We start from the raw sequence: 14,393 nt of genomic DNA, 5'->3' as shown, positions 1-14,393 counted from the left end.
CGCGGGGTTTCGTCAATGCGGCACCCATGTGGCGTTCGACGCCGAAGCTAGCAGGTGAAGGGGTGCAGGGGGCGGGTCAGGGACACGCCTTCGGCTGGGTTGTCGTTCACGTACTTCGTCGCGACGATCTCGGTCGGTGCGGTGCCCCGCTCGACCCAGCGGGTGAGGGGGGTCAGCGTGTCGAAGACGTTCGGGCCGGGGCCGCCGCCGCAGTGGCTCATGCCGGGGACCATGAACAGGCGCGCGAACTCCTGGGTATCCGAGTTCCGGCCGTTCGACGTGAATTGGACGACCTGGTTGTAGTAGTCGATGGTGTCGTACGCGGAGACGACCGGGTCGGCCCAGCCCGTGTACATGAGGAGCTTGCCGCCGCTCCGCTTGAACGGCTTCAGGTTCGGGTCGGTGGCGTTGATGATCGGACCGAGCTTCCGCTGCGCGTAGCGCATGTCGCGGTGGTAGTCGAACTTCCACCAGTTCCAGTTCGGGTCGTTGAAGACCCAGTGGCGCCAGAAGTTCGCCCGGCTCGGCTCCGTGGTGCCCCAGTACCGGTTCCATCCCTGCCGGACGTTGCCGGACGCGTCCACGACGGGTGCTTCGCTGCCGACCGGCCAGCCCGGGTAGATCCGCTTGCCTGTACGCGGGTCGCGGGCGCCTGAGTACATCTTCCGGACCGCCTGGACCTGGCGCTGGGTCAGGCAGGTGGGGGCGTCGCCGTCCGGGCACTGGAGCTTGGCCGGGTTGAACGAGCAGCGGCGCGGGTCGGTGAGGAAGCCGTCGCGCGCCCCGCACTGTTTGATGGCCGTGTTCGTCAGGAGTGGGAGCTTGGACGCCGGGACGATTTCCGAGCCGCTTTCCGGGTCGTGGTTCTGGAGGAACTGCCAGAGGAACCCGGCGTTGAGGGCGACCCGGTTGCTGCCGGGCGCCCCGGCCACGATGCCGTCGAAGTCGCCCGGGTAGCGCTGCGCCTCCATGAGCGCCTGGTGGCCGCCGGTCGAGCAGCCGATGAAGTAGGAGTAGCGGGGCCCGGTGCCGGTGAAGGCCCGCACGATCAGCTTGGCGTTGACGATCGTCTCGTGGACGGCGCGGTGCCCCCAGTCCACGATGATCTCCGGGTTGGCGGCGCCGCGCGTGAACACGTCCGGGTCGTCGCCGGTGTGCCCGGTGTCGGTGCCGACGGTCGCGTACCCGGCCGACAGCAGGGGCCCTCCCATGGACGGGAAGTCGATCGCCGAGCTGTAGCCGCCGTTCCCGAACATCAGCAGCCGCTGGTTCCACCCCCGCAGCGGTATCCACACCTCGAAGCCGATGTTGGAGGCCGGCACCGGCTTGGCGAGACCGTGGATCCGGCAGAACGCGGGCACGGACGGCAGGACCCGGCCGTCGGGAGCCGTGTAGCGCCCCGCCGGGACCCGCTCGGCGATCGTGACGGTCGCGTCCGGCAGTGCGCTGCCCGCGAGCCGCTCGCACGCGGTGCCGGCCTGTGCCGTCGTGGACGGGACGGCCACGAAGAGCGCCGCCGGCAGGACGATCGCTGTCGCCAGTCTCACTCGCATCGCCGACCTCCTCGGACGGACCGTAGATCCGCGGGTCGAGGAGGGGCCAACAGCAATGCCCGATGCATTGATGCGCTCGCGGCATACCCCCTGATCAGAGGACGGCGGGCTCCCAGGCCCGGTCGACCACGCGGACCAGCCCCCTGTCCGTGAGCTTGATCTGCGGGGATACCGGGAGCGTCATCGTCGAGATGCTCATGAACGGGTTGCGGTGCCGCCAGCCCCACTCGTGCAGCGCCTTCCGCACGGCGGCCGCGGCGCTCGCGACCTCGGCCGCCGGCGCCGCCGACATCACCCCGCCCACAGGGAGCGGGAGGTGCGTCTGCCGTCCCGCGGCGGTCACGCAGATCCCGCCGCGCGAGCCGATGACGGCGTTGGCCGCCGCGCGCAGGGAGGCGGTGTCGGTGGCGACGACGGTGAGGTTGTGGCTGTCGTGCGCGTACGTCGTCGCGACGGCGCCGTCGGCCAGGTCGAAGCCCGTCACCGGCGCCATCGTCCGGCGGCCGCTGCCCTGGTGGCGTTCGTAGACCGCGAGCAGCGTCGTCCTGCCCTCCCATTCCACGATGCCGCCGCGGACGGGCAGGACGACCTCGTCCGGCTCGGTGAAGGTGTCGACGGGGTTCACCCGCAGCGCCCGGAACGTGTGCTCCCCGTCCGGGAGGTCGACGCGCCACCGGCAGTCGGCGTCGTCGAGTCCGGCCAGCCGCACCGAGTCGGCGAAGGGGTTGTCGGGCCGGGTCTCCGGGGCCTCGGTCACCTCCTGCCCGCCGCAGACGACCGCGACCGGTGTCGGGTCGTCGAGGGCGCGCAGCAGGACGAGGTCGGCCCGCTTGCCCGGGGCCACCACCCCGCGGTCGTCGAGGCCGAGGCGGCGGGCCGGATGCAGGGTGAGGGCGCGCAGGACGGTCAGCGGGTCCAGGCCGGCGTCCAGCGCGACGCGTGCGATGTGGTCCAGGTGCCCGTGCGCGAGGATGGCGTCGGCCGCCAGGTCGTCGGTGACCAGGCAGAAGTCGGGCAGCACCGGGAGTTCGAGGAGGCGGCGCACGAGCTCGGGGGTGAGGCATTTCTCCTGCAGCATGAGCAGCATGCCCAGCCGGGCCTTCTCGACGGCGACCTCTGGGGTGTTCTTGGTGTGGTCGGAGTCGATCCCGGCCCACAGGTACTCGCCCAGGTCGTCGCCGGAGAGGTTCGGGCAGTGGCCGTCGAGGCGCACGCCCTTGCGCCGCGCCGCGTCGACGATCGACCGCATCCGCTCGGAGCCGTCGACCACGGCGCGGTAGTCCATCACCTCGCCGAGGGTGGTGACGCCGTCCCAGTCGAGCATCTCGGCGATGTCGTCGGCGGTGAGCCGGCTGCCCGCCGTCTCGAAGCCCTCCAGCGCGGGGACGCAGGACGGCACGGCCCACAGCATGGTCTGCCGGGCCGGGCGGCCCTGCTCGATCATCCACGCCATCGCCGCGCGCCCCGCGACGTTGACGATCTCGTGCGGGTCGGCGAGCACCGTCGTCGTGCCGCGGGGGAGCGTGACGCGGGCGAACTCGGCGGGCGTGAGCAGGGAGCTCTCGATGTGCATGTGCGCGTCGATGTAGCCGGGCGCCAGGAGCAGCCCGTCGGCGTCCAGCACGCGGGCGGCGTCGACACGGACGCCCGGTGCCGCGACGGCGCGGATGAGGTCGCCGGTCACCAGCACGTCCGCGGGCAGGACCTCACCGGTGTGCACTGAGACGACGCTGCCGCCCCGGATGAGGAGGTCGCAGCGGCTTGGTATCGGCATGGGTTCTCCGTCTGTCAGCGGGTCAGGGGCGGGGCGCTCGTGCCGTAGGCCGCCAGCAGGCGCGAGAGCATGAACGCGCGGAACGCGTCCGCGTCCACGCCCGTCGCGACGAGGGCGTTCGGGGCGTGTCCGCTGCGTCCGTGCACGTCGGCGACCAGGGCCCCGCGGGTGAACTCGCCCGCGCATTCCACGGTCACCCAGGCCTCGGTCCATTCCAGCAGCCCCGGCTCGATCGCGGCGGCGACGGCGAGCGCGTCGTGGACGGCGCACGCCCGCACACCGTGGCGCCACTCGTACCTCTCGATGAGGTGGCGCAGCATGCGGCCCGCGGCCGAGGTCGCGGGGCCGCCGTCGGCGATGAGCGTCTCCGCGTCGGCGAGCGGGGTCAGGGCCGCGCGGGTCACGTCGAGCCCGACGATCCGCAGCGGCACACCGGACTCGGTCACGTAGCGGGCGGCCTCGGGATCGGCGTAGAAGTTGAACTCGGCGGCGGGCGTCACGTTCCCCGGGGCGAACGCCGCGCCGCCCATGACGACGATCTCGCGGAGCGCGGCGCCCGCGCCGGGATGGGTGTGCAGGAGCCCGGCGACGTTGATGAGCGGCGCCGTCGCGATCAGGGTGATCTCCCCGGGGCGGGCGCGCACCTCCCCGGCCGTCCAGTCCACGGCGTGTCCCGGGTTCGCGGCGCGGGTGGCCTGGGGGAGCTCGACACCCCCCAGGCCGTACGCGCCGTGCACGGGCTCGTCGGGCTGGCGCCGCCCGCGGGCGAGGGGCCCGGCGTGGCCGCGCAGCACCGGCGTCGACGCCGCCGCGCCGCCGATGAGATCGCACAGCCGCAGGGCGTTGTCGACGACCTGGTCGAGCCCGACGTTGCCCGCGACGGTGGTGATGCCCGCCACGTCCAGTTCCGGGGACGCGTACGCCAGGAGCAGCGCGATCGCGTCGTCGATGCCCGGATCGCAGTCGATGACGACACGCGAGGGGGCGGGACTCACCCGGAGACCTCCCGCTGGAACTGGTCCACCCACTCGCTGTTGTGGTCGGCCAGGTAGGCCAGGTCGGGGGAGACGAACCCGGCGGCGGCCGGGTCACTGGCCGCCGGCCCGGACACCTTGGTGATCGTCTCGGGGACCTTGGCCTCCTTGTTGACCGGCTTGTCGTTGACGGCGGCCGCGGACTTCGTCTGGACGTCCGTGGAGAGCAGGTAGTCGATGAACTTCTCGGCGCCCGCCTTGTTCTTGCTGCCCTTGACGATCTGCGCGGTGTTGGCGGCGACGTACCGGCCCTGCTCCTTGGGGAAGGGAGCCCAGCCGATGGGCTTTCCGGCCTTGGCGGGGTCCACCGCGAACAGGTCGAGGCCGGGGGCCATGTCGACCTCGCCGCGCTCCAGCAGGCTCACCAGCTCGGTGCTGCGGTTGAAGAACTTGAGCACGTTGGGCTTCAGCTCCGCGAGCTTCTTGAAGGCGGCGGCGGAGTCCTGGGGGCCCGAACCGTACGTCGCTGCGGTGCTCTGCAGGAACGGGGCGCCTGCGCTGGTGGACATGTCGGGCAGGGCGATCTTCCCCTTGTGCTCGGCGCCCCACAGGTCCTTGACCGCGGGCGGCTGCTTGAACCGGTCGGTGCGGTAGAGCATGCCGAGCAGCTGGTAGGTGTAGGAGGGGCCGTAGCCCTCCTTGCTCTTGGCGAAGTCGTACAGCTTCGCCAGGTTCGGCACCTTGGCCGGGTCGACCTTGTCGAACAGCCCCTGCTTCTGCCCGATGGCGGCGTACAGGTCGGTGATCATCACGACGTCGGCCGCGGGGTTGGCGCGGTTGATCCGCAGCTTGGTCAGCCGGTCGGCGTTCGCTCCGGTCTCCACGACGACGTCGATTCCGGTCTGCTTCTCGAACGGCTCGACCACGGTCTTCTGGAAGCGGTCCGCGCCGAACCCGAAGGTGCTCACCGTCAGCTTCTTCGGATCGGAGCCCGCGGACTCGGCACAGCCGGTCAGCGCGACGGCGGCCAGGGCCGCGGCGGCGGTGGCGCCGGTGAACTTCTTGATCATGTGTGGAGCTCCTGCTGCTGGAGGGGTTCGGACGCGGTGGTGTCGGGGGCGGCGTCGTCATGGGGGAGTGCGATGGCCTGCGCCGCGGGCAGGCAGAGCCGCACCGGCGCGCCGGAAACGAGGGTGTCGTCGGTGCTGACGGCGTGCACGGTGCGGTCGCCGACCGTGACCGTGACCGCGAAGTCCGTGCCCCGGAACCGGGCCGACGCGACGGTTCCCTCGACCACCTCCGCGTCCGCGGGCGGGTCCTCGTCGGGGCCGAGGACGCGCACGTGCTCGGGGCGGATGGTCACCGGGCCCTTCCCGGGCAGGTCGAGGAAGTTCTCGTAGCCCAGGAAGTCGGCGACGAACCGGGTCGCCGGCGCCCGGAACACCTCGCGCGGGGGGCCCTGCTGCACGATCCGTCCGCGGTCGAGGATCACCATGGAATCGGCGAGTTCGAGCGCCTCCTCCTGGTCATGGGTCACCAGGACGGCGGTGAGCCCGGTCTCCCGCTGGACGCGCAGCAGTTCCTGCCGCATCTGGATGCGCAGCCGCGCGTCCAGGTTGGACAGCGGCTCGTCCAGCAGCAGCACCGAGGGGCGGACGGCCACGGCCCGGGCCAGCGCCACCCGCTGCTGCTGTCCCCCGGACAGCTGCTTCGGCTTGCGCTTGGCGAGGTGGGCGAGCCCGACCAGTTCCAGGACCTCGCCCACCCGGGTGCGGATCTCGGCGGCGGGCAGCTTGCGCATCCGCAGCCCGAACGCGACGTTCTTCTCCACGGTGAGGTGCGGGAAGAGCGCGTACGACTGGAACACCATGCCGATGTTGCGGCGCTCGGGCGGGAGCCTGGTGGCGTCCTTCCCGTCGAGCAGGATCGCCCCGCTGGTGGGCTCCAGGTATCCCGCGATCATCCGCAGCGTCGTCGTCTTGCCGCAGCCGCTCGGGCCGAGCAGGGCGGTGAACTTGCCGCGCTCCACGGTCAGGTCGAGGTCGCGGACGGCCGCCGTCCCGGAGAACTCCCGGGTGACGGACTGGAGTTGGACCACTGGCGTCGTCATCTGGCGCGTTTTCCTTACTGCCCTACTGGCTGAAGACCTTGTTGAAGCCGACGAGACGCTCGGTCACCAGGGCGATCAGCACGGTCGCCCCCAGCAGGAGCGTGCTCACCGCCGCGACGACCGGGTCGAAGGAGAACTCGACGTAGTGCAGCATCTCGACGGGGAGGGTGGAGACCCCGGGGCCGTTGAGGAGCAGCGACAACGGCACGTTGTTGAAGGACGTGAGGAACGACAGCATGGCCGCGGACACGATCCCGGGCATCATCACCGGCAGGGTGATGTGGAAGAACGTCCTGAACGGTCCCGCGCCGAGCCCGCGCCCCGCCTCCTCCAGGGCTGGGTCGGACAGGGCGAGCGAGGCCCCGGTCACCCGGACCGCGTAGGGGAGCAGCAGCACGCTGTGCCCGATCAGCAGCGCGCCCAGCGCCGTGATCCGCATGGTGACCATGAGCTGCTGGAACAGCGCGAAGCCCAGCACCAGCTCCGGCACGATCGCCGGGGACAGGAACAGCGCCTCGGCCGCGCCCCGGCCGCGGAACCGCCGCCGCTGCAGGACGAGCGCGGCCGGGATGCCGACGGCGAGCGCGATGGCCGTCCCGCCGGCCGCCACCAGCAGGCTGGTGGTGAGCGCGCCGCGGAACGGCTCGTGCGCCAGTGCCTTGGCGAACCACTTGGTCGACAGGCCCTGCGGCGGGAACTCGATGGTGTCGCCGGCGGTGAACGCGGTCGCCGCGACGAGCAGGATGGGGCCGAGCAGGAAGGCCATGGCCAGCGCGGCCAGCCCGGTGAGGACGGGACGCCGCCGCATCAGACCGCCCCCGCCTTCGACAGCCGCCCGGACGCCACGGCGGCGGCGAGCACCAGCGCGGTCATGATCAGCGCGATCGCGCTCGCCCCGCCCCAGTCGAGCTTCACGTTGGCGTAGTCGTACAGGAGCGTCGCCAGCGTCCGGTTGCGCGTCCCGCCGAGCAGCAGCGGCGTGGTGAACGCGGTGATCGCCCCCGCGAACGCCAGCGTCGCGCCGACGAGCACGCCGGGCAGGGCGAGCGGGAGCACGACCTGCCGGAAGGCCTTGCCCGGCCCGGCGCCGAGCCCCCGGGCCGCCTCCTCCAGCGCTTCGTCGACGTGCGAGAGCGAGCTGTAGGAGGTCAGGATCACGATCGGCGTGAAGAGCTGGGTGAGCCCGGCGACCAGGGCGAACTCGGTGTAGAGCAGCTGTGCGCCGTCCGCGAGCCGCAGGTCGTTCAGGATCGTCGAGATCAGCCCGTTGCGTCCCAGGATGACCAGCCACGAGAAGGTCCGCACGACGGTGCTGAGCAGCAGCGGGAAGATCGCCAGGGCGAGCAGCAGCCCGCGCCGGCGCTGCGGCGCCCGGGAGATCATGTACGCCACCGGGAAGCCGAGCAGCAGGCAGCAGGCCGTGGTGGTCACCGCGACCCGGATGGTGCGGGCCACCACCTCCAGCACGTACCCGTCGCCGAGCATCCCGCCCAGCTTGCCGAGCACGTTCGGGTCCTCGGCGGCCGGCGGCGCGAACAGCGTGACGGCGAAGGGATAGAGGAAGCCGAAGGCGACGAGCGCCAGGCCCGGCACCAGCAGAAGGCCTGCCGCTCTCCGTGACAGCAGCACAATTCTCCTTCGTTCCCTGATCATTGGTGCAAGCGGTTGCAGCAACCGGTTGCATGGACGCTACGCTGGGACGGACGACAAGGTCAAACGGGTCGCGTTAAAAAGGCGTTACCAACGGCCGGGAGAAGCGGGGGCGCATGGTTCGGCTGGCAGACGTCGCGAGGGCCGCGGGCGTGTCCACCTCCACGGCGTCGCGCGCGCTCAGCAGGCCCGAGATGGTCGCGCCGAAGACCCGCGAGCACGTCGCCCGCGTGGCGGCCGCCATGGGATTCCAGCTCAACGCCACCGCGCGCGCCCTCACCACCGGCCGCACCGGCCTGGTCGGCGTCATCGTCCCCACCCTCGCCAACCCCTTCTTCCCGCCCATCGTCACCGGCGTCCAGCAGCCGCTCACCGAGGCGGGCGGCAACGTCCTGCTCGGGGTGTCCGACCACTCGGAGGACCGCGAACGCGATCTGGTGACCCAGCTGGAGTCGCGCGTCGACGGGCTCGTCCTCGTGGCGCCGGTCAGCGGCGACGCGGCGCTGCGCGCGGCCGCGGAACGGCTCCCGGTGGTGACGGTGGACCGCGCCGTCCCGGGCCTGCCCGCGGTGCTCGTCGACATCCCCAGCGGGGTCCGGCAGTTGATGGCCCACCTGCTCGACCTCGGACACCGTCGCATCGCCTACCTCGGCGGCCCGCCCGGCTCGTGGATGGACAGGCAGCGCGAGAAGGCCGCCCTCAAGGCGGCCGCGGACGCCGGCGCCCGCCTGACGGTGCTGGACCCCGTACCGCCGCAGATAGACGCCGGCCTGGCCGCCGCGGAGCACCTCCTGCGGCACGAGGCGGAGGTCACCGCCGTCCTGGCCTACAGCAGCTACGTGCTGCTGGGGCTGCTCATGGGGCTGCCCGGCGCCGGGCTGCGCGTCCCCGAGGACATCAGCCTCGCCGCTTCGGACGACCTGACCGTCATCGGCATGACCCGTCCGGGCGGCACCGCACTGCAGGTCCCCCTGGAAGAGGCGGGCAGAACGGCGTGCCGGCTGGTGCAGGAGTCCTCGGGCAACGGGACGCGTCCCCGCCGCGTCCGCGTCCCCACCACCCTCGTCGTCCGAGAGTCAACCGCCGCCCCGCGCTGACCCACCGCCGAGAGGCTCGGAGGTCATTCGGCGAGCGCGGTGGTGATCTCCCGCGCGAGGCCGTCCACAGTGGCCGCGTGAACGAGCCGGTGCCCCCTGGGCGCCGGGACGAGCGCCCACCATTCGCCCGTCCAGATCCCCCACCAGCAGTGGATACCGGGTAGACGGCGCCGCAACTCGAAGACGGTCATTGGCTGGGACGGCGTTGCCGGGTGTTCAGGCACGGCGTCCTTCGGGGGACGGAGCACTGCCGTGCCCGTCCACAGGCGGCGGGGCTTGGTGTGGCGCGGGCTCGGACCTCCCCAAGCCGTCATCGCTTCGCGCCGGGAACCGTCGCCCGGCTGGCCTCGATCTTCAGCGCCTTGCGGAGGTCTTCGGCGGTGTCGGCCATGACGGTCGGATCCACGCCGCAGGCTGGATCGCGGAGTGTGGCGACCCAACTGCCGGGCTGTCCGTCCCCGCGCGTGCCCCGGAAGATCCGGTGGCCGGGGAAGTCCGTCCGCAGCTCGATGAGCGCCTGGCGGTCGTGATTGATGCGGGTGTTCGACATGGATAGGGCCTCGCGACGTTGTTTCTCTCCGTTGCCGCTCGCAAGCATGGCGTGATCGAGTTATCGTCGGGAAGAGCGAGAAAAGCAGCGCTGGAAAGCGGCCTCGGCCGTTAGAAAGTCGATCAGGTTTCTATCCCCGGAGGAACCGATGCCCCGTCGCCCCCGTGACCCAGGTGTCCCTCAGACTCCCGCTCAGTACTTTGGCTAGGGAACTGCGTGCGTACCGCGAGGCCGCGGGCCTGACGCGGCCCGAGTTGGCGAAGAAGATCGGTTACACGCCGCAGTGGATCGGCCAGATCGAGGCAGGGGACGGGGAGTCCCTCCGAAGAGCTGGCTCAGGACTGTGACACGTTCTTCGAGACAAACGGGTCATTTCGTCGAAATTGGATATGGATTCAAGAGGTTGGCCAGTTGGAGTTGCTGCCTCCGGGGTTTCCCGAGTATCTCCATTGGGAAGCAGGGGCGGTACTTATCCACAAGCTGGAGGTAATGCAGGTAACGGGCTTGTTCCAGACTCCCGAGTACGCCTTCGAGGTGCTTCGGCGTGGGCGGTCGGCTGAGGATGCCGAAGGCTTGGTCGCCACGCGGATGGCACGGCAGGAGATCTTGGTGGGCGAGGATCCGTGCCATGCCGTCGTTGTGTACGACGAGTGGGCGATCCGACGCCCGGTTGGTGGGATCGACGTCATGCGTGGTCAGGTTCAGCACTTGGTGGACGTGGCAATCCGGGAGAACGTGACTCTACAGATCGTCCCGAGCTCTCAAGGTGCATACGAGGGAACCATGGGTGCCTTCACGATCCTTGGGCTGCGCGATGGCGTGGACATGGCCTACGAAGAGGGGCATGTGGGAGGGCAACTTCATCGGCGGAGTGAGGTAGTGCGAGCCTTTGGGGTACGTTTTGACAAGATTAGGGGGGTGGCGCTGTCCGTGGACGACTCCCTTCAGCTCCTGAACGAGATCTTGGAGAGCCTGTGAGCAAGCCAGACCGGTGTTCGGTCCAGTGGCGTAAAAGCAGCTACTCCGGAGACACAGGTGGGGATTGCGTGGAAGTCGGGGGAGTGTGGCGTAGGAGCAGCCACAGTACAGACACCGGTGGGCAGTGCGTTGAGCTGGCTGGATGTCCGCATGATGTGGCGGTGCGGGACTCCAAGGACCCGGACGGGCCGAAGCTCGTGTTCGGTTCGGCGGCCTTCGGCGCCTTCGCCCGGCAGGTGAAGGCCGGGAAGTTCGACCTGGCCTGACCGCTGGCCTCCCGCTGCCGGGCCACTGGGGCGTGCAACCCGGTGGCCTCGGGGGGTACGCACCCTGCTTCACCTGGCAAACTCACTGTGCCCGTGATCCCTGACCAGTGACATGGGCGTGGGCGCGTATTCGGCACGATCAAGACTCAGAGGCTCTCTGGCGAGCCTCCGTGCCTGGGATTCATGTGCAGGCGGAGGGCGCCTTGCAGGGTCGCGTCCCGAACGGCTTCAGTGATTGCTTTGGCCATGAAGTGGCCTGTCCAGGTGACCAGGAAGGTGGCCAGGATCAGGGCCGGTGCCCAACGCCAGGTCAGGTGCAGCACGATCCCCTCGAACGTGCCGAGCGGATCGATGACCAGTTCCCAACTGTTGAGATGGGCCGACCGTCCAAGGAAGATCCCGATGGCACAGAGGGCGTGCGCCGCCACAGTGACCCGGCCCTGCCACGCTCCCAGCCCGATCAGGCCGAGGTAGCGGCGTACCCCTGCCAGCGCCAGATAGTAGGCCAGCAAGCCCGACCCGATGAACGCCGCGTAGACCGGTAGGACTGCGGTCACCACCGGGCCATCGCGACCTTCCGGCCACAAGGCGTAGGGAAGATGGAACAGGTCGGTCACCACGTACGGGGCGTTTGGCAGAAATAGCACGAACAGCACCAGCCCCGCCCACCATAGGGGCGACCGCGACACGGACCGGTCGGCGCCACCTCGGAACAGCCCCCATGCCAGGGCCACCGGAACCCAGGCCAGCAAGGTGTTCCATCCCATCCACCAGGCGTCCCGACGAACAACGCCGCCCAAATTCGGTGCCATTTGTTCCAACAGGCCCATGGCCTTCATTGTGCACGAGAGGGGGTGATTCTGGCCGGGTTTCGGCGTTCTCGCGTTATGGGCCTGGATGTCCGGTTGTCGCGCCGAGGGTGGCGAGGAGGCGGCTGCGGTCGACGGCCAGGTGCCGGCCGGCGGGCCCCGCGGCGATGTTGGTCCACCCGCAGAGTCGGAGCAGGCCGATGGCGAGGTGGTGACGTCACGAACCTGGTGGAGAGCCTCCACCGTCGCTCCGCGCCGATTGGCAAGGGCATTCAAAGGCAATCGTCCCTGAGTCAGTCCAGGATCCGTGGCCACATCCGGCTATGAACAATTGCCTTGACATCTGGTTGTACTTCCTGTTGATAATGATCAGGCGTGATTGCCTATGGCAAAGGGGAAATAACTTAATTTGAACCTTATGTCTTGTTTGGTGGGGTCCTTGGGTAAAGATCGCCGGTTGGGGAACCGGGGTGATCAAGGATCCGCTGGGAGTGGAACCGGACGGACGACGGGGAGCCGGGGCAACGGGGGAAGGCATGCTGAACATTCATTTCTCGGAGGATGATCTAACCAGGATCCGTATCCGCGCCGCTCACCCCTTCTGGGAGACGATGCTGAGCATCCGCGCGCTGCGTGAACGTTCACGCAACGCCCTGCTGGGAGGATGGCGCACCAGGACCAAGGAACGGGTGCCCGCCTCGGCGTGGACGCCGCTTCTTCCGCTGTGCCCGCCGAGCGGGGCGTTCGCCGGGTTCCTCATGCCCGAAGAGGGTGCGGCGACATGGGAGGAGGGCCTCGCCTCGGTGCTCGCGACCCCAGGGGAGCGGATCGCGCGGGATCTGGCCGGGCTCTCGTGGAAGGGGCGTCCGCCCGGCTGGGTCTCGGCCCTGGCGGCCCGCGACCCGCGAATGATGAAGACCCTGGAGCGCGCTCTCCGGGATTACCACCACGCTGGAATAGCCCCCTATTGGGAGCGCATCCAGGCGAGGATCGATCTCGATCGCTCGTGCCGGCTCCGCGTCATCGCCGAAGGGGGAGTCGAACGGCTCCTCTCGACCCTGGCGGTCGACATCGGCTGGAATTCCGGCACGCTCAAGCTGCATTACCACGGGCATCGGGAGTTGCGGCTGGACGGGCGCGGGATGATTCTGGCGCCGTCGGTTTTCTGCGGGCGCGAGTCGGTTGTCAAGGAGTCCGCCGACGAGCCGCCCGTGCTGTTCTTCCCCGCCTCCACGGAATTCGCGGGCCCGCTGACCGTCCCCGACGGCCCGTGCGATGGGCACCCCGACGCGCTGGCGGCGTTGCTCGGCCCCACCCGGGCGGCGGCCCTGCAGGGGGTCATCGGGGGGACGACGACCACCGAATTGGCCCGGCGGCTCGGCGTCACGCTCTCCACGGCCAGCGAGCACGCCAAGATCCTTCGCGAGGCGGGCCTCATCATCACCGGCCGGATGGGGCGCCAGGTGATGCACAGCATCACCCCGCTGGGCGCCGCCCTCTTCCACAATGGCGAGCGCCCGGCACGCCTGAACGAGCCCCACCGGTGGCCGGCCGCCGGGGCGGTTCGTCAGGGGGAGTTGGGGACGGCCAGCTCACGCAGCACGTCCGGTGAGCGGATCGGCTCGGCGCGCCGCACCCGGCCCGACGCGACGAGCACGGCGAAGGGCGTGCTCGGCACCCGGTAGTCCGCCAGCAGCGACCGTTCGCCGGTGTGCACCTGGACGAGGTGCTCCCTGCCGCGCATCGGCAGCGCCTCGTCGGGGAACACCGCGTGCATCGGAACGGACGTACCGGCCGCGGCGATGGACAGCGCCTCGTCGAGGACGACGGGGCACGCGCCGCAACCGGAGCTGAGGAACAGCAGCAGCGCGGGGCCGTCCCGCCCGACCCGCAGCCGGTCGAGCGCCGGGGCCCGGGCGCCCGCGGGGAGCCCCAGCTCGGGGACGCGCGCCTCCAGCGCCCGCACCCGGCGGCCGAGCCTGGCGGCGACGAGGGCGAGCAGCAGGAGTCCCGTCCAGGAGAGCAGGTCGGCGGCCTCGGCGAAGCTCATCGCGGGACTCCCCGGGACATCGTCACCGGCAGCTCCCACAGCAGCATGCCGAACACCCCGCCGGCCAGCAGCACGGTCGCCAGGCGACCGCCGTCCAGGTCCGCCGCGGAGTCCGCGGCGACGGCCGCCACGGCGCTCAGCAGTCCCAGCACGGCGGCGCGCGCCGCGACCCAGCCGGTCATCGGCGTCCCGTCGGCCGAGCATCCGCACGGGACCCCCGAGCGGGACCTTGCCACGACGAAGGCGTAGGCGCCGTAGCACGCGAGCAGCGCGGCGGACCAGGCCATGGCGGTCCTCAGACCCGCGGGCCACCCCGTGAAGAGGGCGAACGCCCCGAGCAGGGCGGCGCCTCCCTCCGCCACCGGGACCGCCACGGCCACCGGGACGACCAGCCGCGCCGGGACGGTCTCGTGCGCGCGCAGCGCGTCCCGCAGCGCGTCCGGCCTGAGCACGTGCCCCGCGGCCCCGGCCAGCAGCACGAGCGTGGTCACCGCCGCCAGGCCGGCGCCGATCAGAACGCCCATCGGATCTTATTCAAGATTTTCAAGAGTGCCATCGGAAAAGCCTCCCGTCCGGTTCACC

17 protein-coding genes are annotated in these 14,393 nt (G+C 70.5%); 5 read left to right on the top strand and 12 right to left on the bottom strand.

Annotated elements, in window-relative coordinates; translation table 11 throughout:
* Positions 1 to 47 precede the first annotated feature (47 nt).
* The 7 genes from ABD340_RS25755 to ABD340_RS25725 form a co-directional block, all read right to left on the bottom strand.
* Positions 48 to 1,553, bottom strand: coding sequence for a tannase/feruloyl esterase family alpha/beta hydrolase (locus ABD340_RS25755; protein ID WP_344592266.1), 1,506 nt, complete (start codon positions 1,551 to 1,553; stop codon positions 48 to 50).
* A 94-nt stretch (positions 1,554 to 1,647) separates the two neighbouring features.
* Complete coding sequence (locus ABD340_RS25750; protein ID WP_344592265.1) at positions 1,648 to 3,327, bottom strand: adenine deaminase C-terminal domain-containing protein; 1,680 nt, start codon at positions 3,325 to 3,327, stop codon at positions 1,648 to 1,650.
* Between the two features lie 14 nt (positions 3,328 to 3,341).
* Positions 3,342 to 4,322: a nucleoside hydrolase gene (locus ABD340_RS25745; RefSeq protein WP_344592264.1), complete on the bottom strand. Its 981-nt coding sequence runs from the start codon at positions 4,320 to 4,322 to the stop codon at positions 3,342 to 3,344.
* Entirely contained in the window at positions 4,319 to 5,371 is a 1,053-nt protein-coding gene (locus ABD340_RS25740) for an ABC transporter substrate-binding protein (RefSeq protein WP_344592263.1), read from the bottom strand. Before ABD340_RS25740 ends, ABD340_RS25745 begins: the two co-directional genes overlap by 4 nt.
* Complete coding sequence (locus ABD340_RS25735; RefSeq protein ID WP_344592262.1) at positions 5,368 to 6,411, bottom strand: ABC transporter ATP-binding protein; 1,044 nt, start codon at positions 6,409 to 6,411, stop codon at positions 5,368 to 5,370. Before ABD340_RS25735 ends, ABD340_RS25740 begins: the two co-directional genes overlap by 4 nt.
* Before the next feature lie 22 nt (positions 6,412 to 6,433).
* The gene (locus ABD340_RS25730; protein ID WP_344592261.1) at positions 6,434 to 7,219 is read right to left on the bottom strand and encodes an ABC transporter permease; all 786 of its coding nucleotides are present in this window, start codon (positions 7,217 to 7,219) and stop codon (positions 6,434 to 6,436) included.
* The gene (locus ABD340_RS25725) at positions 7,219 to 8,040 is read right to left on the bottom strand and encodes an ABC transporter permease (protein WP_344592260.1); all 822 of its coding nucleotides are present in this window, start codon (positions 8,038 to 8,040) and stop codon (positions 7,219 to 7,221) included. Before ABD340_RS25725 ends, ABD340_RS25730 begins: the two co-directional genes overlap by 1 nt.
* Positions 8,041 to 8,177: 137 nt before the next feature.
* Here ABD340_RS25725 and ABD340_RS25720 point away from each other — a divergent pair, with 137 nt between their 5' ends.
* Positions 8,178 to 9,158 (top strand): LacI family DNA-binding transcriptional regulator, encoded by a 981-nt coding sequence (locus ABD340_RS25720; protein WP_344592258.1) that lies wholly within the window; start codon positions 8,178 to 8,180, stop codon positions 9,156 to 9,158.
* A gap of 23 nt (positions 9,159 to 9,181) precedes the next feature.
* On the opposite strand, the gene ABD340_RS25715 is transcribed toward ABD340_RS25720, so the two are convergent.
* A complete protein-coding gene (locus ABD340_RS25715) occupies positions 9,182 to 9,349 on the bottom strand; it encodes a hypothetical protein (RefSeq protein WP_344592257.1) in 168 nt (55 codons plus the stop codon).
* A gap of 119 nt (positions 9,350 to 9,468) precedes the next feature.
* Positions 9,469 to 9,756: a hypothetical protein gene (locus ABD340_RS25710; protein WP_344592255.1), complete on the bottom strand. Its 288-nt coding sequence runs from the start codon at positions 9,754 to 9,756 to the stop codon at positions 9,469 to 9,471.
* 116 nt (positions 9,757 to 9,872) lie between these two features.
* On the opposite strand from ABD340_RS25710, the gene ABD340_RS25705 reads away from it, so the two are divergent.
* The 3 genes from ABD340_RS25705 to ABD340_RS25695 all read left to right on the top strand — a co-directional run bounded on the left by ABD340_RS25705 (position 9,873) and on the right by ABD340_RS25695 (position 10,952).
* Entirely contained in the window at positions 9,873 to 10,055 is a 183-nt protein-coding gene (locus ABD340_RS25705; protein ID WP_344592254.1) for a helix-turn-helix transcriptional regulator, read from the top strand.
* Positions 10,056 to 10,119: 64 nt separating this feature from the next.
* Positions 10,120 to 10,686 (top strand): DUF5753 domain-containing protein, encoded by a 567-nt coding sequence (locus tag ABD340_RS25700; protein ID WP_344592252.1) that lies wholly within the window; start codon positions 10,120 to 10,122, stop codon positions 10,684 to 10,686.
* Positions 10,683 to 10,952: a DUF397 domain-containing protein gene (locus ABD340_RS25695; RefSeq protein WP_344592250.1), complete on the top strand. Its 270-nt coding sequence runs from the start codon at positions 10,683 to 10,685 to the stop codon at positions 10,950 to 10,952. The genes ABD340_RS25700 and ABD340_RS25695 overlap by 4 nt, the downstream gene beginning before the upstream one ends.
* A gap of 146 nt (positions 10,953 to 11,098) precedes the next feature.
* Here ABD340_RS25695 and ABD340_RS25690 read toward each other — a convergent pair whose 3' ends face one another.
* A complete protein-coding gene (locus ABD340_RS25690) occupies positions 11,099 to 11,782 on the bottom strand; it encodes a DUF1361 domain-containing protein (protein WP_344592249.1) in 684 nt (227 codons plus the stop codon).
* Positions 11,783 to 12,372: 590 nt separating this feature from the next.
* Between ABD340_RS25690 and ABD340_RS25685 the strand changes: the two genes are divergently transcribed.
* Positions 12,373 to 13,446 carry an ArsR/SmtB family transcription factor gene (locus tag ABD340_RS25685; protein ID WP_344592248.1) on the top strand — a complete coding sequence of 358 codons (1,074 nt, stop codon included), beginning with the start codon at positions 12,373 to 12,375 and terminating at the stop codon, positions 13,444 to 13,446.
* On the opposite strand, the gene ABD340_RS25680 is transcribed toward ABD340_RS25685, so the two are convergent.
* Positions 13,329 to 13,811: a hypothetical protein gene (locus ABD340_RS25680; protein ID WP_344592247.1), complete on the bottom strand. Its 483-nt coding sequence runs from the start codon at positions 13,809 to 13,811 to the stop codon at positions 13,329 to 13,331. The two genes, ABD340_RS25685 and ABD340_RS25680, sit on opposite strands and share 118 nt — an antisense overlap.
* Positions 13,808 to 14,335 (bottom strand): MauE/DoxX family redox-associated membrane protein, encoded by a 528-nt coding sequence (locus ABD340_RS25675; RefSeq protein ID WP_344592246.1) that lies wholly within the window; start codon positions 14,333 to 14,335, stop codon positions 13,808 to 13,810. Before ABD340_RS25675 ends, ABD340_RS25680 begins: the two co-directional genes overlap by 4 nt.
* Between the last annotated feature and the right edge of the window lie 58 nt (positions 14,336 to 14,393).

The sequence above is a fragment of the Actinomadura vinacea genome, assembly GCF_039532545.1.
Classification (GTDB): Bacteria; Actinomycetota; Actinomycetes; order Streptosporangiales; family Streptosporangiaceae; genus Spirillospora; species Spirillospora vinacea.
Note: the sequence above shows the minus strand (reverse complement) of the source record. Positions and strands in the feature narration are given on the sequence as shown.

What these genes read in the sequence shown, in the direction of transcription:
- ABD340_RS25755 (WP_344592266.1), bottom strand. Translation starts at nt 1,553, where the DNA reads ATGCGAGTGAGACTGGCGACAGCGATCGTCCTGCCGGCGGCGCTCTTC.
- ABD340_RS25680 (WP_344592247.1), bottom strand. Translation starts at nt 13,811, where the DNA reads ATGAGCTTCGCCGAGGCCGCCGACCTGCTCTCCTGGACGGGACTCCTG.
- ABD340_RS25715 (WP_344592257.1), bottom strand. Translation starts at nt 9,349, where the DNA reads ATGACCGTCTTCGAGTTGCGGCGCCGTCTACCCGGTATCCACTGCTGG.
- ABD340_RS25740 (WP_344592263.1), bottom strand. Translation starts at nt 5,371, where the DNA reads ATGATCAAGAAGTTCACCGGCGCCACCGCCGCCGCGGCCCTGGCCGCC.
- ABD340_RS25750 (WP_344592265.1), bottom strand. Translation starts at nt 3,327, where the DNA reads ATGCCGATACCAAGCCGCTGCGACCTCCTCATCCGGGGCGGCAGCGTC.
- ABD340_RS25720 (WP_344592258.1), top strand. Translation starts at nt 8,178, where the DNA reads ATGGTTCGGCTGGCAGACGTCGCGAGGGCCGCGGGCGTGTCCACCTCC.
- ABD340_RS25735 (WP_344592262.1), bottom strand. Translation starts at nt 6,411, where the DNA reads ATGACGACGCCAGTGGTCCAACTCCAGTCCGTCACCCGGGAGTTCTCC.
- ABD340_RS25675 (WP_344592246.1), bottom strand. Translation starts at nt 14,335, where the DNA reads ATGGGCGTTCTGATCGGCGCCGGCCTGGCGGCGGTGACCACGCTCGTG.
- ABD340_RS25710 (WP_344592255.1), bottom strand. Translation starts at nt 9,756, where the DNA reads ATGCTTGCGAGCGGCAACGGAGAGAAACAACGTCGCGAGGCCCTATCC.
- ABD340_RS25730 (WP_344592261.1), bottom strand. Translation starts at nt 7,219, where the DNA reads ATGCGGCGGCGTCCCGTCCTCACCGGGCTGGCCGCGCTGGCCATGGCC.
- ABD340_RS25690 (WP_344592249.1), bottom strand. Translation starts at nt 11,782, where the DNA reads ATGGGCCTGTTGGAACAAATGGCACCGAATTTGGGCGGCGTTGTTCGT.
- ABD340_RS25685 (WP_344592248.1), top strand. Translation starts at nt 12,373, where the DNA reads ATGCTGAGCATCCGCGCGCTGCGTGAACGTTCACGCAACGCCCTGCTG.